Below are 18,881 nucleotides of genomic sequence, written 5' to 3' on the forward strand. Positions count from 1 at the left end.
GCGTTATTGTTATAAAGGACTATATTTCAGCCTGAGTTGCGTAAAATTATGCAGCTTCGGCTTCATCATCCTCAACTTCAGCTTCATCAGTCTTCGCACCGCGTTTCGGTCCTTTAGCCAGATTAGCTTCAATGAGGCGTACAGATTCTGTATCAGACAGCTTGTTTACAGCTGCCACTTCACGCGCCATACGATCCAGAGCTGCTTCATAAAGCTGACGCTCGGAATAAGACTGTTCCGGCTGGTTTTCTGCACGGAAAAGATCACGCACGACTTCTGCAATGGAAATCAGATCACCGGAATTGATTTTTGCATCATATTCCTGAGCCCGGCGCGACCACATGGTGCGCTTGATACGGGCACGACCCTGCAAGACTTTCAAGGCGCGTTCTACGAAATCACCTTCTGACAATTTACGCATACCAATGGTAGCCGCTTTAGCCACCGGCACTTTAAGGCGCATCTTATCTTTATCGAAATCAATAACAAAAAGCTCAAGCTTCATGCCTGCAACTTCCTGCTCTTCGATTGCAACGATCTGTCCCACACCATGCGACGGATACACAATCGACTCACCCGTCTTAAAACCCTGACGGACGGCGGCCTTCTTCTGCTGGGATGACATACGCTTCAATACTCCCTGTAGTGTCCGGCACCTGGAGCGCCGGTTTACACGCGGTGATACAATCAGTCCTGCGACCAGCCCCGCGGGAAACGGAACGGGCATAACAGCTGATTAAAACAAGTGCCGAAACAGAATGTAAAAGGGATGCTGAGGCAAAACTTAAGCAAAAAAAATCACAGGATAAACGGTGGGAGCAAAATTTAAAAACAAACTTGCCCCGGCACTATTTCAGCCTGTAATTTATATCAGCCTTTCAGTGAATACCTGTAGCCGCCACGAAATGACGCCTGCTCATCGACATTATCGTGGACAGTAACACAAAAAACCGGCAGAATCAACAAAATGCCGTCACAAGCCGCCTGACCGGGCGATTTGTGTTAATAAACCGTTAATTGACAGGGCTGATCCTGTGGTTATCCCGGCATATCAGCGGAGAATCAATCGCCTTCGCCAGGCTCTGCCGAGAAGAACTGTTCAAGCTTATTAGCGACGCCATCCATTTCAGCGGCTTCAGGCATCTGGTCTTTTTTCACGGTGAGATTTGGCCATTTCGCTGAATATTCAGAATTCAGCTCAATCCATTTATCAAGACCCGGTTCTGTATCCGGACGGATTGCTTCAGCAGGACATTCCGGCTCACACACGCCGCAGTCAATGCACTCATCAGGATTGATGACGAGCATATTCTCGCCTTCATAGAAACAATCGACAGGGCAGACCTCCACGCAATCCGTATATTTGCAACGAATGCAGTTATCGGTCACGACATAAGTCATTGTCGAACTCCCAGAGCTTTGAACTGCCACACATAATCTGCGGCCAAAATTACAATCATATCATTTGGCATAACATCCGGCAGAGTGTCAGGATAACTGACTGATCCTGCCATCCGGCCTGCGAAACCGGAATGCCGTTTTTCAGCAACTGCGCTATATGAAATACGGCAGAAAACCTGTCTGTCAGGTAAAGGCTTTAGCCGCAGCTTGCAAGAGGGTTTTCCCTCAGCCGCGACGCTCCGCCGCAAAAAAGAACTACATTCTGTATCACCGTAATTTCTGAAAAACTGCGTCCCCGCTGGCTTTTAACAAAGCACAATCCTTCCGCCGCATCATTCTTCATTCCGGACAGAAAACAAGCCAACACGAAGATTTGAAAGAATGGTCAGACCCGACTCAGTATCTCAAGCATAGTTCAGCTTCTGAAAACACCGGTCAGCCTGCGGAGTTGTGCTCTGAATGCGACTCACATCAGCCCGATCAAGCAGTTCAGAAGTCATCAAAACCGGAACCACCTTGTTTCAGCCGTTCCGTTGCCCTGCGGTCGCGTTTTGTCGGACGGCCGGAACCGGCATCCCGTTTTTCACCAACCGCAGCCATCTGCTCTTCCGTCTTTTCAGCTGGCGGTGTCAGATCTTCATAGAGCAATTGCGCTTCGGGAAAAGAGCCGCGACGCTCTCCGAGTTCGCGCACTTTATAAATCAATATGCGGCGATCCAGCGTGACCGTCACCACATCTCCGATTTTAATGCCGTGAGATGCCTGATCTATTTTATCGCGGTTAATACGAACACGCCCGCCCGCAGCCAGTTTTGCCGCGAGCGAGCGTGATTTAACGATACGGGTGAAAAACAACCATTTATCAATGCGCTGTTTTAAAGCACCCGTATTCATGCGCTTATTTCTTCAGCTGCTCTTTCAGAGCAAGCAGCTTGGCGAATGGTGAATCAGGATCAATCTGCACCGGGCGCTCATTGCGCTCAACGCGTTTCTGATCCTGAGCATGATCCCGCTTGCCATGACGCGGCTTGCCGTGATGTTCATTACGGCCGGATTTCTGCTCACCGTTACGGAAGTCAACCCGTGCAGCTTTTTCAAACCGCTTGCTGCGACCTTCACGGTTCTGATTATCACCCGCATTATCTTTAGCTGCATCAGCCGGTGCGCCGTCTTTAGCAGGTGCACGGCGATTGCCCTGCGGACGGTTGCGGTTCTGCTCGCGTCCCTTGCCCTGCTCGCGGCCACGGTTGTCGTGACGCCCCGGACGCCACAGCAGAACCATTTTCACTGGTTCTTCTGCAACAGCATCAACAGTCTCAGCCGCTTCTGCAACCGGTGCTTCAGCTTCTTCCGTATTCACGGTTTCTGCCACAGCTTCCGGCTGTTCTTCAGTTTCAGCGGCAGTTTCTGTTACTGCTTCGCCGGTCTGCTTGGCAGCATCGGCTTCAGCAAAAGCATCAAGTTCTGCAAGCTTGGCAGCAACAGCCGGTGCTTCCATCGCTTCATGACGATAACCGAGGCTTTTCAGCACTTCTTCCATGTCTTCCGGTGTCGCACCGAGAATAGACATCATCGACGGCGTTACCATGAAACGGGCACCATCATAGGCACCTTCCGCGCGCAGACCTGCACCCGGACGCCAGGCCAGAGCCGGACGGATCAGATCAGCCAGACGCTCCAGAATGTCGAAACGCACAGCACGGCGGCCAAGAACGCGGTAACCGGCCAGCGTGTAGAAAACCGGATCGAAAGCCGGATCAACAACAACCGAGGTACGACCTGCTGCCAGAACATGAACAACATCACCGTAACCGGCACGTTCACGGCCGTCATTGCTCAGCGCCCAGAGCAGTGTCATCAGACCAGCAGGTGCCGGTTTCAGCAAGGCAGGGATAAACACATGATAGGCACCGAAGCGCACGCCGAAACGACGCAGAGCTGCACGGGAATCCTGATCGAGACCACGGATTTCCTCAGCAATGTCGCGACGCTGGATCACGCCGAAGCTCTCAACCAGACGGAAAGCCAGACCACGGGTCATGCCGGTCAGGGCATCAGCCTCAGTCAGATCGTGCAACGGCTTGAGAACTGTCTCAATATGATGAGCGACAAAGCGGTCAATACGGCTCTGTACTTTCTCACGGGAAGCACCTGTCAGCTGCTCGTCAGCCAGCAGAACGCTGCGCGGACGCATCACGCTGTCACCGGCAACCAGAGTTGCAACCGGAGCGCCGACCCAACGCAGAATGCCATCCGAGCCAAGGGCAAAATCGCCATTGGCCGCAGCAGAGAAGCGCTCTGCACGACGGTCATATTCAGCGGCCAGCGCTTTTTGTGCAGCCCCCTTTACCGCTTTCGCGTCCGGCCCTTCGGCCTTGACGTCGGCGGTAAATCGGAATCCTTCCAACTGCCCGACATTGTGGTCTTCGACAAGTACATCCCCTGTCGGGCTAATTTCTGCTTCTAGCATGGCATTCTCTCTCAGGCGCTTCATAAGCACGCTTGTCCTGCGGTCTACAAAGCGTTTCGTCAACCGTTCATGCAGCGCGTCAGACAACCTGTCCTCAATTTCGCGCGTCTTTTCTTGCCAATGTGCCGGATCTGCCAGCCAGCCCGGCCGATGCGACACAAAAGTCCATGTGCGAATTTGTGCAATACGATGAGATAGAGTGTCGATCTCACCGTCAGTCCTGTCGGACCGATGCACCTGCTCGCTCATATAGTCTTCATCCACAAAACCTTTGCGGATGATATCCTTATAGATTGCGGCAATAATATCGGCATGTTGTGCCGGCGCAATCCTTCTATAGTCGGGAAGCGCACAGGCATCCCACAAAATTTCCACACGCTTGGGTGTATCCGCAAGCCGCATAATGTCTTCATCACGCGCCAGATTTTCAAGCGCCTGCATGTCAACCGCAGGTAGCGCCCGTGTCAACCCTTCCAAAGGCGCTGAACGGTCTAATGAGTGCTTCAATGCGCGAACAGATGAAAAATCAAACTGAGCCGTGCGCCATTGCAACACTTTAACCGCGTCGAAATTATGTGATTCTATCCGCTCGACAAGATCTTTATCAAACGGATCAACCTGTCCGGTGACACCGAATGTACCATCGCGCAGGTGACGACCCGCACGACCGGCAATCTGCCCGAGTTCGCCGGGGTTCAGATCACGATACTGAAATCCGTCAAATTTACGCGCTTGCGCAAAGGCCACATGGTCAACATCAAGGTTAAGCCCCATGCCGATCGCATCGGTCGCGACCAGAAAATCCACATCACCGGACTGATAAAGTTCCACCTGCGCATTGCGGGTGCGCGGGCTCAAAGCCCCCATCACTACGGCTGCGCCACCGCGCTGACGGCGGATCAGTTCGGCAATCGCATAGACCTCATCAGCAGAGAAAGCGACAATGGCACTGCGGCGCGGCAGACGGGTAATCTTTTTCGAACCTGCATAGGCCAGATGCGACAAACGCGGACGGGTAATAATATTAATACCGCGCAGCAGCTTTTCGAGAATAGGCCGCATAGTTGCGGCACCCAGTAGCAGGGTTTCCTGCCGGCCGCGCAAATGTAAAAGACGGTCTGTGAAAATATGGCCGCGTTCCAGATCGGCAGCCAGCTGTATTTCATCAATAGCAACAAAAGCGGCATTGGTCTGACGCGGCAGAGCCTCAACGGTACATACGGAATATTTCGCACCGGCCGGAATGATTTTTTCTTCGCCGGTGACCAGCGCTACTTTTTCAGGGCCGACTTTGGTAACCAGCTTATTATAAACTTCACGCGCCAGCAGGCGCAGCGGCAGACCAATAATCCCGCTCTCATGGGCGAGCATACGCTCCAGCGCTAGATGAGTCTTACCGGTATTGGTAGGCCCGAGCACAGCGGTTACATCGCGCCCACTCACAATAAGCGGCGCTGTTCCCTGATGCAGAGACGCCGCCCCAAGCGGAGGCGTCAATGAGTTCTTCTGGTCATTCATGCGGAATTGATTATTCCCCGTCTCATGAAGTCGTTACACATGAAATCCGCCCCGCAGGTCAGCACCATATTTTGCAACATAGCTAACCCGATCCGGCAAACCCCATTTTTTCTGTCTGCCTGCCGTCAGCCAGTACAGATTGAGCAAAGCAGGTAGCATTATCTGTCTCTGACTAAAAGGGTAACAACGGCACCTTTATGACTTCTTTTGTATCAAAACTTCAGAAAATGACAGGAAACCATGCCAGCTCTTCACAAAAACCCGATCTTGTCAGAATTTTACGCGCATTTCAGGCGTTAGAATCCACTAAAATGCCCGCAAAAACCCTGTATTTTAATGAAAAGAACACGAGAAGAACAAAGAGGCTACGAATCAATGGTTTTAGCGAGTTCTTATTTTGTTCAAAACAACATCCTGTATTTTTTAGAAAAAGAGACACAATATGCAGATTCAGCAACATAGGAACGACGCAATAAAAAGCGGAGAAATTAACTTTTACCACTGACCGCACATAGCGATGTGGTAACATGCGGATAATACCAATTTAAAAACCCGCACAACATTAATAAAGATTAAAAATACATTACCGGAATGCGCTGCATTTCAGAGAAACAACCTGCTTTCATTAAGCTTTCGGCCAAACCCTGAACGAATCGGCGACGAATCGCTGATGAATCAAAGTTCCCGTTTCGTTTTCACAAAATACAGCATCAAAAAGATCAATGCGCACCACATATAGTATTAGGCCTTGGTGAAACGTAAATTCGCGGCAACAAAAAGCCCCGAAAAGGTTAATTTCCTTCGGGGCTTCAATTTTCGTAACAATGCGCCTTGTTAACTTATCGGCAAACGCGCTCAGTCGCGCTCAACACAGAGCGCAACCCCCATGCCGCCACCGATACACAGGGTCGCCAGACCTTTCTTGGCATCGCGGCGCTGCATTTCATAAAGCAGTGTGGTCAGAACACGGGCACCGGACGCACCGATCGGATGACCAATTGCGATAGCACCGCCATTCACATTGACGATAGCCGGATCAAGCCCCAGCTCACGGGTCACACAGCAAGCCTGCGCCGCAAAAGCCTCATTGGCTTCAACCAGATCAAGGTCTTTCACTGTCCAGCCGGCTTTTTCCAACGCTTTGCGCGAGGCCGGAATAGGTCCTGTGCCCATCACTGCCGGATCAACACCTGCTGTTGCCCAGGAGGTGATGCGTGCCAATGGTTTAATACCGCGACGCTCCGCTTCCGCTTCGCTCATCAGCACTGTCGCCGCCGCACCATCATTAATACCGGAAGCATTACCGGCTGTGACTGTACCTTCTTTGGCAAAAGCCGGACGCAGCTTCTGCAAAGCCTCAATCGTGGTGCCGTGGCGGATATATTCATCCTCGCTCACAATCACCTCGCCCTTACGGGTTTTGATGACCACAGGCACGATCTCGTCTTTAAAACGACCGGCAACCTGCGCGGCCTCTGCCTTGTTCTGAGAAGCAAGAGCGAAATTGTCCTGATCCTCACGGGTCAGCTGCCAGCGATCAGCAATATTCTCGGCTGTTACGCCCATAGGATAACCGTGGAAAGCGTCCGTCAGACCATCTTTCATCATGGTATCAATCATGGTCATGTCGCCCATTTTGGTACCGGAGCGCAAATGTGTGCAATGCGGAGCCATCGACATGGATTCCTGACCACCGGCAACAATCACCGATGCATCACCATTGGCAATCTGCTGCAAGCCCAGCGCCACAGAGCGCAGGCCGGAGCCGCAAAGCTGGTTCACGGCAAAACCCGTTGTCTCAATCGGGCAACCGGCAGCGATTGCAGCCTGACGTACCGGATTCTGTCCCTGCCCTGCTGTCAGCACCTGACCGAAAATCACTTCATCAACATCAGCGGCAGCAACACCGGCGCGTCCCAGCGCAGCCTTGATCGCTGTTGCACCCAGCTCATGGGCAGGCACATTGGCGAAAGCCCCGTTGAATGAACCGACAGGAGTACGCGCAGCACTGGCAATGACGACTGTTGTTTCTTTGCTCATGACAGATAATTTCCTCACATCCCAATAGTGCCTGTTTTCCGCATATACGCAGAACCGGCTTTTCCTCAGTATAACGTCAGTTACAAATGATGCTGGTACTAATTGCGATCAAGGTTTTGAATTTTTCGCATAACCCCGTGCTGCATTACAGGCAGATTGCCGTGCTTTTGCGCAAAACATAGCAGAAACAACCGGTCCTCGCTACGCAGGTGATGCGCTGGCGGAATAGACAGGCAAATTGCAGACAAAAAAAGACCGGCTGAAAAGCCGGTCTTTTTTAAAAGCTCCAAGAAAAAGCGAAATTACGCTTCCTTTGGCTCCAGAACCTGACGGCCGCGATACATACCGCTTTTCAGGTCGATATGGTGCGGGCGACGCAGTTCGCCGGAGTTCTTGTCTTCAACATATGTCGGAGCCTTCAGCGCATCAGCCGAACGACGCATGCCGCGCTTCGAAGGGGAAGTTTTTCGTTTAGGTACAGCCATTGATTCTGCTCCAGTGATTAGTCAATCGAATGTCCGGTGCCTCATAGCGAGGCTGTCACATCGGACATTGTTCCGGAAAGTTTTGCTGCCTATACACGCTCAAACGTCTTTTGACCAGCAGGACTCGCATTTTTTTTATGCGAATCCCGATTTACCGGCTTAAAAACCTGCTCAGAAATGTATTTCAGTCGCTGCCCTATAGCATCATTCCCGGCCAAAGGACAAAAGATTTCGCGCTTTTGCTCAAATTTTGCTGATTTTATTGCACGCAACCGACATAAGCGCCGCTGTTTTGGGCTCTTCGCTCAATAATACGGGAAATCCGCACCATACCGCGGCTTGGCTTGGATGCATCGCGGAGAATCGGATTCGGCAGCGTGACTGCAAGATAAGCGGCCTGCCGCGCCGTCAATTTGGATGCCGGACGCTTGAAATAATGCTGGGCAGCAGCTTCAACACCATAAATCCCGTCACCCCACTCCACGATATTGAGATAAATCTCCATCATCCGGCGCTTGGAAAGAATCAATGAGGCGGCCTGCGCCAGCGGGAATTCCAGTGCCTTGCGCACATAAGAGCGCCCGTTCCAGAGAAACAGATTTTTCACCGTCTGCATCGGGATTGTCGAGGCACCGCGGCTTGGCTCACCGTCACTGCCCAGCACCAGTTTCAGCTGATTCCAGTCAATGCCATAATGGCTGCAAAACTGCCCGTCTTCAGACATCATCACCGAATTGACCAGTACCGGAGCAATATCCTCCAGCGGCACCCACTGGCGTTCATAGCCTTTCAGCGTCACCAGATCCTTGATCATCAGGGTTGATACCGGATGCACAAAGGGCAGCTTGTAGAGAAAAAGCAGAGCGAAAGGCGCAATAGCCAGCAACAGCAAAATGCGCTTCAGCCAATACCACGGCCGCACGCTCACCGGATCCGCCACAAAGCTGGCGACGGTTTTCGGAGCTGCGGTTTCATGATGACCGTCCCCTTTATCTCCGTCCTCCTTATACATGACAAATTTTGTCATTGTGCCCGCAGTGTCTCCGTTACTTGCCATATCGTTACTGCATAATTTCAGCCGATTGAAAAGCCGGCGCTGCAAGACATATCAGTTTTCAGGCATTTTTTGTTGGTAAAAAACATTTCGCGGCTTTTCTGCATCACCTCTGATACAGAAATTTCATATTGAGCCGACCGGACAGGAGTTGATTATTACAGGCGAATGGTTCATGCCCTTGTCCATGAAAAACGATCATGACATTTCCGGTTTCGGACAGCGGCTGGCACTTCATGCCGCTTCCGTTGAGCAACTGATGGTCTCACTTCTGGATGAGCGCCCGCGTCTCGGCGAGGTTATCCGTCCGCCACGCCTCATGGCCGCAATCCGTCATGGTGCGCTGAATGGCGGCAAGCGCCTGCGCCCGTTTCTGGTCACGGAAACCGCCCGCCTCTATGATGCGGATCCCCAAGCTGCATTGCGCGTTGCCGCAGCGCTGGAATGTATCCATTGCTACTCGCTGGTTCATGATGATCTTCCGGCCATGGATGATGATGATATGCGTCGCGGCCAGCCAACAGTTCACAAAGCCTATGATGAAGCGGCAGCAATTCTCGCCGGTGATGGTTTGCTCACTTATGCTTTTGACATCATCGCTGAAGATGCCACAGAACTGCCGGTGAAAACCCGCCTTGATCTGGTGCTGGCTTTGTCCCGCGCTTCCGGTGTCGGCGGTATGGTCGGCGGTCAGGCACTTGATCTGATGGCAGAAACCGCCAGCCCTGATGAAGCAGACATTATTACCTTGCAAGCGATGAAAACCGGTGCGCTGATCCGCTTTGCCTGTGAAGCCGGTGCAATTATCGGTAATGCAAGCACGGAAGAGCGTGAGCGCCTTGCTGAATTCGGCTCGGCCATTGGTCTGGCTTTCCAGCTTGCCGATGATCTGCTTGATGTGACCGCCGATGCGGCCACTATGGGCAAAGCCACCGGCAAAGATGCCGCCGCAGGCAAAGCGACCCTTGTTTCACTGCATGGCATTGACTGGACAAAGAAACAGCTGGCCGGTCTGGTCGCGCAGGCAGAAGACCTACTGGCACCTTTCGGTGAAAAAGCACAGGTTCTGAAAGAAGCCGCGCATTTTATCGCTCTGCGCCAGAACTAAGCCAAATATCTTCAATAAAAAAACCGGCTAAAACAGCCGGTTTTTTATTATTCTTATTCTGCGGCTTCCGGCTTTTTTGCACCGAGCCCGTAACGGTTTTCGATATATTCGGCCACCATCTTCTGGAAATCTTCAGCGATTGCCGGACCGCGCAATGTGGCGACCTTCTTGCCATCTACGAAAACCGGTGCGGATGGTGTCTCACCGGTTCCTGGCAGAGAAATGCCGATATCCGCATGTTTGGATTCCCCCGGGCCATTAACAATACAGCCCATCACCGCAACAGACAGACCTTCAACGCCCGGATATTTCTCACGCCAGATCGGCATATTGGTGCGGATATCATTCTGGATGGTTTGCGCCAGTTCCTGAAACACCGTTGAGGTGGTGCGGCCGCAACCCGGGCACGCCGCAACGATCGGAATAAACTGACGGAAACCCATCACCTGCAGCAATTCCTGCGAAACCTGCACTTCGCGGGTACGGTCACCATTCGGCTCCGGTGTCAGGGAGATACGGATTGTATCGCCGATGCCCTGCTGCAGAAGAATGCCCATCGCGGCAGAAGACGCCACAATGCCTTTGGTGCCCATACCGGCTTCGGTCAGCCCCAGATGCAGCGCATGATCGCAGCGTTTGGCAAGCTCTGCATAAACAGCAATCAGATCCTGTACCTGACTGACTTTGGCGGAAAGAATGATCTTGTCGCGCGGCAGGCCGATTTCCTCAGCCAGATCAGCTGAAATCAGTGCAGATTGGATAATCGCCTCGCGCATCACTTCCTGCGCGGTCAGCGGCGCACCTGCGGCCTGATTGCGATCCATCAGCGTGGTCAGCAATTCCTGATCCAGTGAACCCCAGTTTACGCCGATACGCACCGGCTTGTCATAGCGGATTGCCATTTCGATAATTTCGGCAAACTGCTTGTCTTTTTTGTCTTTGAAACCGACATTGCCCGGATTGATACGATATTTCGCCAGCGCTTCCGCACAGGCCGGATGGTCTGACAGCAGCTTATGGCCGATATAATGAAAATCACCGATCAGCGGCACATTGAGGCCGAGGCGCTCAAGACGTTCACGGATTTTCGGCACGGCGGCAGCAGATTCATCACGGTCAACCGTGATGCGTACCAGTTCGGAACCCGCATGATGCAGGGCGGCCACCTGCGCAACTGTGCCGTCAATATCCGCCGTATCCGTATTGGTCATGGATTGCACAACCACCGGCGCATCACCGCCAACAATCACGCCGCCGACATTGACCCCGACAGATGTGCGGCGGGCAAAGGGATGGGCATAATAGTGCAGATTATCAGAAGCCATAATTATACAATCTTAAAGTGGGCAATCTTACAGTGATACGGGAACATCTCAGTTCAATGCTGTTCCATAACCGTGACGGAACAGCTTTTGAACCGCAATTGTGACAGTCTTACAGCAGGTCGTTCAAAACTTCTATTCTCTTTTCTGATCTGCGGCACTTGCGAGCGATGAAAGCATAAACACCACCACCAGCATCAGCGCCAGCACCATATAGACAGGGCCGAAACCGATATGCCCGCCGATATAACCGATCAGGGACGGTGCAACCAGAATGCCTGAATAGCCCATCAATGTGACAAGACTTAACGCCGTACCCGCATGAATGCCACTCTGATTGCCTGCCGCCGAAAAAATGATCGGCACAATATTGGCCACACCAAGTCCGGCAACGGCAAAAGCCAGAATTGCTATCCACGCATGTGGTGCAAAACCGCTGACAAACAAGCCCGCTGCGGCAATAATGATCGACACGCGGAATGTGCGCACAGCACCGAAGCGGTTGCGCACGCCGTCCCCGAGAAAACGAACCAGCGCCATGGTGGCAGAAAAAGCCGCATAGCCATAACCGGCTGTGGTCAGATCTGCGGAAAAGGCCTGCTGAATATAGACCGCTGCCCAATCCAGCACCGCACCTTCCGGTACCATTGCAAACAGCGCCATCATACCGATCAGATAGATCACCGGCTGATTAGGCAGGCGGAAGCGGATTTTCTCGCTGGTCTGCTGCTGACGATCCATGACCAGTCGCGGCAAAGTTATCAGCATAATAATACCGGCAATCACGCTCACCAGAACCGCATGGCTGAATGCACCCTGATAGTGCAGATAAAAGCTGCCAAGCGCACTGCCTGCAAAACCGCCAAGGCTCCAGAAACCGTGAGAGGAAGACATCAGCGCACGGCCGAGCGTTTTCTCCACCGCAACGGCATTGGCATTCATCGCCACATCCATACCGCCGAAGACCGCGCCCAGCATAAACAGCACCGGCACAGCCAGATAAAGATTATTGGTGAGGGCGACGACAATCAGCCAGAACGCCACGCCGACGGCAAAGCTTTTGGTGACGCGATCCGAGCCATAGCGCGCCAGCAACGGGCCGCACAGTCCCATGGCTGCCAGAGCGCCAAGACCGAAAACCAGAATGAGTAATCCGAAGACACCTTCAGAAACGCCCAACCGGCTCATCATCAACGGAATATGCAAAGCCCAGCTGCCGGTAACAAAGCCGTTGGAAAAAAATGCACCCGCCACTGCCCAGCGGTAATAACGCGCACCACTGTCTATGACAGCAGGCTGCACTGTGCTGATCCCTGCATCTCCGCTCACAAAACCGCTCCATCAGGTTCAGAACATTATTTAAAGCGTATCCCGAAAAGCGAGAGTTGCTCCTGAGCCTCTGTTTAGTCGATTTTTATGACAAAAGAAATCACCTAACCGTCACAAGCCTGTCAGCTGTTGCAGCCAAAGAAAAAGGCGGCCGAAGCCGCCTTTTGTCTGATTATTAAAGCCTTTATTTCATGCCCAGCGTATGTGGCAGCCAGAGCGTGATCTGCGGCACATAGGTGACCAGCCCGAGGAAGATCAACGTTGTGATAATCCAAGGCAATGTCGATTTGGTCACGGCCGTGAGCCCCATTTTCGATATGGATGAGGCCACATAGAGATTGAGCCCCACCGGCGGTGTACACAGACCGATCTCCATATTCACCACCATCATCACCCCGAAATGTACCGGATCAACACCGAGCTTCACGGCAATCGGGAACAGGATCGGCGCCATAATCAGCACCACAGCAGAAGGCTCCATCACCATGCCGATCAGCAGCAGGATGATATTGACCATCAGCAGGAAGCCGATCATGCCAAAGCCCTGCTCCACAATCCATGCACTCATCTGCTGCGGAATTTGCTCCGAGGTCAGGATGAAGGCAAACATCACCGCATTGGTAATGATATAGAGCAGCATCGCGCTCATCGCCGCCGAAGACAGCAGCACTTTCGGCACATCGCGCAGTTTAATGTCCTTATAGACAAAGACTGCAATCACGAATGCATAGACGGCAGAAACCGCAGCAGCTTCAGTCGGTGTGAAAATACCGCCATAAATACCACCCATAATGATGACGATCAGCATCAGCCCCCAGACGGAGGAGCGGAAGGCTTCCCAACGCTCACGCCAGCTGGCTTTCTGCATCCGCGGATAGCCGTTCTTCCATGCGCGCCAGATGGTTGTGCTGCCAAGCATTGCCGCCAGCATCAGCCCCGGAACAACACCCGCCATAAACAATGTGCCGATTGAGGCCGACATGACCGGCGCACCGTCCGGCCCCGTCACCACCATACCGGAGGTGGCCACCGCATACATCACCATCACAATCGACGGCGGAATGAGAATGCCCAACCCGCCGGAGGTCGCGATAACGCCGGTACCAAATTGCGGCGGGTAACCCTGCTTGACCATTGCCGGTATCAGGATGGAACCAACCGCCATCACCGTTGCCGGTGACGAGCCGGAAATTGCGGCGAACAGCGAACAGGCGGCAACTGCTGCCAGCCCCATACCGCCATACCAGTGCCCGACCATCGAGGTGGCAAAGCGGATCATGCGCTTGGCTACCCCGCCATGGGTGAGAAAGTTACCGGCAAGGATGAAAAACGGGATCGCCATGATCTCAAATTTTTCAATACCGGTGAACAGTTTCAGCGCAATTGAATCCATCGGGATCGAGGTGAACCCGAACAGGAAGGTGAAAACCGTCAGACCCAGCGCAATGGAAACCGGCATCCCTGTCACAAGCAACAGTGCCAGAATGAGGAAGATAATCAGAGCGGTCATCGTGCGGCCTCCGCATCTTCCAGCCCGTCAACATGACCATGATCGTGATGAGCGATAGTGCCTGTGGTGAGATAGAGCCACAGCGCCTGAATAAAGCGGAAGCACATCAAGGCAGAGCCAAGCGGCACGGCGAGATAAACAATCCACATCGGCATTTCGAGATCAGCGGAAATCTGGCCGGTTTTGGAAATATGCCAGACGAAATCCGTGCCGATCCACGCCACGATACCCGTGAACAGGATACAGGCCAGAAAAGCGATAATAATCATCAGGCGCTGGTTTTTCGGTGACATACGCTCCACCAGCACATCAACGCCGACATGGATGCCGATACGCACGCCATAGGCCGCGCCGAATTTCGCCATCCATACAAACAGATAAATACAGGCTTCCTGAGCCCAGGTCAGATTGATTGATGCCAGCCAGCGATAAAAGCTGCGGGCATAGCCCTGCAATTCGGCATAATCATTGGCGCGTGCCCAGGACAGCACATCGGCAACCAGCCCGATAGAATAACGGTGAGCAACCGCGACAAAGATCAGCACAACGGCCGCTGCAATCAAAAAAGACAGCAATATTTCTTCAAAGCGGTCGAGGATACGCAACACCATAGGATGCTCCTCATGTGAGGGCGCACCGCTTTTCGGTGCTCCGTCTTGTTAATTATGAGCGCAAAAAACCAGCCGTGATAACAGCCGATACGCACAAATGTGATTGAAAACAGAATTCGGAAAATGTGCCTGCCCCAAGCACCATCGTCAGGGCAGGCAGGCCCGCTGCAATCGGAGAAACTCCGGCAGCGGGGCTTGAGAGGATTACTCTTTCATACCGACGGCTTCATAAACCTGCTTAATCAGGTCAGCGCCCACGCGGTCAGCCATTTCAGTATGCACAGGCTTGAGCGCTGCAACCCATTCTTCACGCTCTTCCGGTGTCAGTTCGTAGAATGTAGTCGTACCGGCCGCCTTCATTGCCGCCAGAGAATCGTCATTTTCTTTCTGAGCGATTTCGTTGGCAAAGGCAGTTGATTCAGCCATGGCCTTATCAAGCTGGGTGCGCACATCTTCCGGCAGGCCTTCCCAGAACGCCTTATTGACGATCACCGCATAGCCCAGATAGCCGTGGTTTGAGACCGTGGCATGTTTCTGCACTTCATGCATTTTCTGGGTATACATATTGGATGGCGGGTTTTCCGTACCGTCCACAACGCCGGTCTGCAAAGCCTGATAGACTTCGGAGAAAGCCAGAACCTGCGGCACGGCACCCAGCGCCTTCATCTGTGCTTCCAGAATTTTGGAAGACTGAATACGCATTTTCAGACCAAGGAAATCATCCGGCACATGCAGCTGGCTGTTTGCCGACATCACTTTGAAGCCGTTATCCCAATAGGCCAGACCTTTGATGCCCTTGGCATCCAGCTTGTCGAGCAACGCACGGCCAACCGGACCATCGGTGATTTTGCGCAGATCATTATAGTCTTTCATAATGAACGGCAGATCGAAAACTTCAAATTCACGTACGCCGAGCGGGCCGAATTTTGCCAGAGACGGTGCCAGCATCTGCACAGCGCCAAGCTGCAGGGCTTCCAGCTCTTCTTTGTCCTTATAAAGCTGCGAGTTCGGATAGACCTCGACCTTCACTTTACCTTCGGTGTAGGATTCAGCGAGTTCCTTGAACTTCTCGGCGGCTTTGCCCTTTGGTGTATCAGGTGCCACAACATGGCTGAATTTAATGGTAATTGCCTGCGCAAGCGCAGTTGTACTCACACCAAAAGCGAGAATTGCAGCAAGACCGGCAGTTGTAAGAAATTTCATTGAGAGGCCCTCCCAAGCCTGCATCTGTCAGTAAAACATTCCGGCGGATAAACCGGCACGGACTCCAAACGGAGTAAAAATCAGATAAAATCCTTAAAAGGAGTAGAGCCGCAATTCTATTGTGGAATACCACAGTATTTCTATTGTGGTTTACCACAGGCATAACTTCGTGCAGACAAGAGGTTATGCTTATAAAGCATAGTGAGGATATTCAGACGAGCGCATGAAATTTCGTCATACAGCAGCAAATCCGCAAGACAATAGCCAGAGTCTCTCCGGCTTCCGCGCATCTGTGCGTGATTATACGCTGGCTATTCCCCTGCTCGCGATCCTGCTGATTGTGACCCTGATCGTTGCGCTGATTTGGATGACCTCGCGTGATAACCAGTCAGAAACGGAGAAAAAACTCACAACTGACGCGCTTTGGGTTGAGCAGTATCTGCGTTTTCAGCTGCAAACCTTTGAGACAGAATTACGCGATCTCGGGGCAGATATCGAACGCGATCCGCAGCAGAAAGACACGATCAGAACCAAGGCTCAGCATCTGGTTTCCATCCATTCGGAATTCATCGATATCAGCTGGTTCACGCCGGATGGCCAATTGCTGGAAAGCGCACCACCCGGTCTCAATGTTATCGCCGACTATAAACCGGCACTGGCCGAGCATAGCCGCCTGTTCGGCAAACCGGTCTATTCTTCTCCCCGCCATACGAGCGAAGGCTGGGTGGTCGATATGGTGGCGCCGGTTTACAATAATAACCGTTCCGCAGGCACAATCTGGGTCATCATCTCACTGGACAGGCTGCTCTCGCGCAATGTGCCCTGGTGGGTTGCGGGAAAATATCAGGTCTCGCTCACAGATTCCGGCGGCGATCCCCTGATCTCAAAATCCAGCATCATGCCGACCAACGATCAGGCGCGTCACACGATTTCTTTCGATCCGCCGCTGACCGGCACCTATATCACTGTCACGCCTTATCAGAGCCGTGCCGCCATCGGCCCGATTGTCATTTCTGCCGCCATTATCGGCCTGACCATTCTGGTGATTATCAATCTCTGGATGGCCTATCGCCAGAACCGGCGCAGAGCCGCAGCTGAACACGCTTTGCGCACCGAATATGCATTCCGGCAGGCGATGGAAAACTCTCTGACCATCGGCATGCGTGCCCGCGACCGCGACGGACGCATCATCTATGTGAATCCGGAATTCTGCCGCATGGTCGGTTATGAAGAAAAGCAGCTGATCGGCATGATGCCGCCGCATCCCTATTGGGCACCGGAAATCATGTCGGAAGGCATCCAGCGGCAGAATGATATGCGCAGCACCGGCATTGCCCCGCGTGAATTTGAAACGCGTTTCATCCGACCAGACGGCAAGCTGATTGATATTCAGGTCTATGAAGCACCGCTGATTGATGCGGATGGCACCCATATAGGCTGGATGGGTTCGCTTGTTGATGTGACCGAGAAAAAGAAACTGGAAGAGGCCCGCCAGACGGAAGCTGAAAAACTTCAACATAATGCCCGTCTGATTACGATGGGAGAAATGGCCTCCACACTGGCGCATGAGCTCAACCAGCCTCTGGCCGCTATTACCAGCTATGCGACCGGCAGTCTCAATCTGCTGCAATCAGGCACGGTACAGCCCGTTGATCTGACCGGAGCCTTACAAAAACTCTCCGATCAGGCACAGCGCGCCGGTACAATTGTCCACCGTGTGCATGATTTTGTGCGCAAGCGCTCCGTAACGCCGGAGCAACATGACCTGCGCAAAATTTTGCAGGATGCTGCCAGTTTTGTCAGTAGCGATATTATCAAGGGCGGCGGTTATATCGACATGCGCCTGCCCGATATGCCGGTAGCCGTGCGGGCTGATGCGGTGCTGATCCAGCAGGTCCTGTTGAACCTGATCCGCAATGCCCGCGAGGCAGCCATAGGCCTGCCGCGTAACCGGCAGAAATTACATATCAGCCTTGAGAGTGATGAAAATGAAGCCGTTATCACCATCACCGATCACGGGCACGGTATTCCGGAAGGCATGGAAAACGAGATTTTCACGCCCTTCATCTCATCAAAATCGGAGGGCATGGGCATGGGGCTACCGATCTGCCGTTCCATTCTGGAATCGCACAAAGGCCGCTTATGGTTGCAGGCAACACCTGACAGGCAAGGTGCCAGCTTCTGTCTTTCTTTACCGCTAAGCACGCAGGAAATCACGCAATGACCGTTCATATTGTTGATGATGATGAAGCCATTCGCGACAGCCTGTCATGGCTGTTTCGCTCCCGTGGTGTGGGCGTTGTCACATGGCCGTCCGGTGAGGCTTTTCTGCAAAACTGGTCGCCGGATCTTCAGGGCTGTATTCTGCTGGATATGCGTATGGACGGCATGTCCGGCCTTGAGGTTTTCGACAAGCTCATCAAGCTTCATGCCCGTCAGCCGGTCATTTTTCTGACCGGACATGGTGATATTCCGCTGGCCGTGGAATGTCTGAAACAGGGCGCTGCGGATTTTCTCGAAAAGCCGTTCAACGACAATAATCTGGTCGACAGGGTTCTGGCTGCCCTGCACAAAGCAAAAGAGCGTGCTGCCTCAGACCGTCAGCGCGATGAATTACGGCGCAAACGCACCCAACTTTCGCCGCGCGAGAATGAAGTCCTGTCGATGATATTGGAGGGTCTGCTCAATAAGCAGATTGCCGACAGGTTGGAGATCACCATCCGCACTGTTGAAGTGCATCGCGCCCATATTATGGAGAAAATGGGTGCGCGCAATGCCGTGGAACTGGCGCGGCTGATCAGTTTCAGCGAACAGAATTAACCGGCAGAGC

Annotated in this window: 15 protein-coding genes; 3 read left to right on the top strand and 12 right to left on the bottom strand. The window is 52.8% G+C overall.

What is annotated here, in order from left to right:
• Positions 1-46 precede the first annotated feature (46 nt).
• The 7 genes from KHQ09_RS15435 to mtgA all read right to left on the bottom strand — a co-directional run bounded on the left by KHQ09_RS15435 (position 47) and on the right by mtgA (position 8,941).
• Positions 47-625 (bottom strand): CarD family transcriptional regulator, encoded by a 579-nt coding sequence (locus tag KHQ09_RS15435; RefSeq protein WP_028233395.1) that lies wholly within the window; start codon positions 623-625, stop codon positions 47-49.
• 437 nt (positions 626-1,062) lie between these two features.
• Positions 1,063-1,401 (bottom strand): ferredoxin FdxA, encoded by a 339-nt coding sequence (fdxA, locus tag KHQ09_RS15440; protein ID WP_022709929.1) that lies wholly within the window; start codon positions 1,399-1,401, stop codon positions 1,063-1,065.
• A 489-nt stretch (positions 1,402-1,890) separates the two neighbouring features.
• Positions 1,891-2,295, bottom strand: a complete 405-nt coding sequence (locus KHQ09_RS15445) for an RNA-binding S4 domain-containing protein (protein WP_213599154.1) — start codon at positions 2,293-2,295, stop codon at positions 1,891-1,893.
• A gap of 4 nt (positions 2,296-2,299) precedes the next feature.
• Entirely contained in the window at positions 2,300-5,368 is a 3,069-nt protein-coding gene (locus KHQ09_RS15450; protein ID WP_420801486.1) for a helicase-related protein, read from the bottom strand.
• An 876-nt stretch (positions 5,369-6,244) separates the two neighbouring features.
• The gene (locus KHQ09_RS15455; RefSeq protein WP_213599156.1) at positions 6,245-7,429 is read right to left on the bottom strand and encodes an acetyl-CoA C-acetyltransferase; all 1,185 of its coding nucleotides are present in this window, start codon (positions 7,427-7,429) and stop codon (positions 6,245-6,247) included.
• Between the two features lie 302 nt (positions 7,430-7,731).
• Complete coding sequence (gene rpmF, locus KHQ09_RS15460; RefSeq protein ID WP_022709922.1) at positions 7,732-7,914, bottom strand: 50S ribosomal protein L32; 183 nt, start codon at positions 7,912-7,914, stop codon at positions 7,732-7,734.
• Positions 7,915-8,173: 259 nt separating this feature from the next.
• The gene (mtgA, locus tag KHQ09_RS15465; protein ID WP_213599157.1) at positions 8,174-8,941 is read right to left on the bottom strand and encodes a monofunctional biosynthetic peptidoglycan transglycosylase; all 768 of its coding nucleotides are present in this window, start codon (positions 8,939-8,941) and stop codon (positions 8,174-8,176) included.
• 286 nt (positions 8,942-9,227) lie between these two features.
• Here mtgA and KHQ09_RS15470 point away from each other — a divergent pair, with 286 nt between their 5' ends.
• Positions 9,228-10,076 carry a polyprenyl synthetase family protein gene (locus tag KHQ09_RS15470; protein ID WP_238481749.1) on the top strand — a complete coding sequence of 283 codons (849 nt, stop codon included), beginning with the start codon at positions 9,228-9,230 and terminating at the stop codon, positions 10,074-10,076.
• Between the two features lie 53 nt (positions 10,077-10,129).
• Here the strand turns inward: KHQ09_RS15470 and ispG are convergent, their stop codons facing one another.
• From ispG to KHQ09_RS15495, 5 genes are all read right to left on the bottom strand, one after another.
• On the bottom strand, positions 10,130-11,401 hold the full coding sequence (ispG, locus tag KHQ09_RS15475) for a flavodoxin-dependent (E)-4-hydroxy-3-methylbut-2-enyl-diphosphate synthase (protein WP_213599159.1): 1,272 nt from the start codon (positions 11,399-11,401) through the stop codon (positions 10,130-10,132).
• Positions 11,402-11,533: 132 nt separating this feature from the next.
• Complete coding sequence (locus tag KHQ09_RS15480) at positions 11,534-12,727, bottom strand: MFS transporter (protein WP_238481660.1); 1,194 nt, start codon at positions 12,725-12,727, stop codon at positions 11,534-11,536.
• A gap of 184 nt (positions 12,728-12,911) precedes the next feature.
• Positions 12,912-14,237: a TRAP transporter large permease gene (locus KHQ09_RS15485; protein WP_022709917.1), complete on the bottom strand. Its 1,326-nt coding sequence runs from the start codon at positions 14,235-14,237 to the stop codon at positions 12,912-12,914.
• Positions 14,234-14,848 (bottom strand): TRAP transporter small permease, encoded by a 615-nt coding sequence (locus KHQ09_RS15490; RefSeq protein WP_075657263.1) that lies wholly within the window; start codon positions 14,846-14,848, stop codon positions 14,234-14,236. The genes KHQ09_RS15485 and KHQ09_RS15490 overlap by 4 nt, the downstream gene beginning before the upstream one ends.
• Before the next feature lie 204 nt (positions 14,849-15,052).
• Complete coding sequence (locus KHQ09_RS15495) at positions 15,053-16,051, bottom strand: TRAP transporter substrate-binding protein (RefSeq protein WP_028233390.1); 999 nt, start codon at positions 16,049-16,051, stop codon at positions 15,053-15,055.
• A 223-nt stretch (positions 16,052-16,274) separates the two neighbouring features.
• Here KHQ09_RS15495 and KHQ09_RS15500 point away from each other — a divergent pair, with 223 nt between their 5' ends.
• Positions 16,275-18,275: a sensor histidine kinase gene (locus tag KHQ09_RS15500; RefSeq protein ID WP_213599161.1), complete on the top strand. Its 2,001-nt coding sequence runs from the start codon at positions 16,275-16,277 to the stop codon at positions 18,273-18,275.
• Positions 18,272-18,871, top strand: coding sequence for a response regulator transcription factor (locus KHQ09_RS15505; RefSeq protein WP_116089084.1), 600 nt, complete (start codon positions 18,272-18,274; stop codon positions 18,869-18,871). The genes KHQ09_RS15500 and KHQ09_RS15505 overlap by 4 nt, the downstream gene beginning before the upstream one ends.
• Positions 18,872-18,881: the final 10 nt, after the last annotated feature.

The sequence above is a fragment of the Pseudochrobactrum algeriensis genome (assembly GCF_018436245.1).
Taxonomy (GTDB): Bacteria; Pseudomonadota; Alphaproteobacteria; order Rhizobiales; family Rhizobiaceae; genus Pseudochrobactrum; species Pseudochrobactrum saccharolyticum.

What these genes read in the sequence shown, in the direction of transcription:
- KHQ09_RS15445 (WP_213599154.1), bottom strand. Translation starts at nt 2,295, where the DNA reads ATGAATACGGGTGCTTTAAAACAGCGCATTGATAAATGGTTGTTTTTC.
- ispG (WP_213599159.1), bottom strand. Translation starts at nt 11,401, where the DNA reads ATGGCTTCTGATAATCTGCACTATTATGCCCATCCCTTTGCCCGCCGC.
- KHQ09_RS15435 (WP_028233395.1), bottom strand. Translation starts at nt 625, where the DNA reads ATGTCATCCCAGCAGAAGAAGGCCGCCGTCCGTCAGGGTTTTAAGACG.
- KHQ09_RS15485 (WP_022709917.1), bottom strand. Translation starts at nt 14,237, where the DNA reads ATGACCGCTCTGATTATCTTCCTCATTCTGGCACTGTTGCTTGTGACA.
- KHQ09_RS15470 (WP_238481749.1), top strand. Translation starts at nt 9,228, where the DNA reads ATGGTCTCACTTCTGGATGAGCGCCCGCGTCTCGGCGAGGTTATCCGT.
- KHQ09_RS15495 (WP_028233390.1), bottom strand. Translation starts at nt 16,051, where the DNA reads ATGAAATTTCTTACAACTGCCGGTCTTGCTGCAATTCTCGCTTTTGGT.
- fdxA (WP_022709929.1), bottom strand. Translation starts at nt 1,401, where the DNA reads ATGACTTATGTCGTGACCGATAACTGCATTCGTTGCAAATATACGGAT.
- KHQ09_RS15455 (WP_213599156.1), bottom strand. Translation starts at nt 7,429, where the DNA reads ATGAGCAAAGAAACAACAGTCGTCATTGCCAGTGCTGCGCGTACTCCT.
- KHQ09_RS15500 (WP_213599161.1), top strand. Translation starts at nt 16,275, where the DNA reads ATGAAATTTCGTCATACAGCAGCAAATCCGCAAGACAATAGCCAGAGT.
- rpmF (WP_022709922.1), bottom strand. Translation starts at nt 7,914, where the DNA reads ATGGCTGTACCTAAACGAAAAACTTCCCCTTCGAAGCGCGGCATGCGT.
- mtgA (WP_213599157.1), bottom strand. Translation starts at nt 8,941, where the DNA reads ATGACAAAATTTGTCATGTATAAGGAGGACGGAGATAAAGGGGACGGT.
- KHQ09_RS15505 (WP_116089084.1), top strand. Translation starts at nt 18,272, where the DNA reads ATGACCGTTCATATTGTTGATGATGATGAAGCCATTCGCGACAGCCTG.
- KHQ09_RS15490 (WP_075657263.1), bottom strand. Translation starts at nt 14,848, where the DNA reads ATGGTGTTGCGTATCCTCGACCGCTTTGAAGAAATATTGCTGTCTTTT.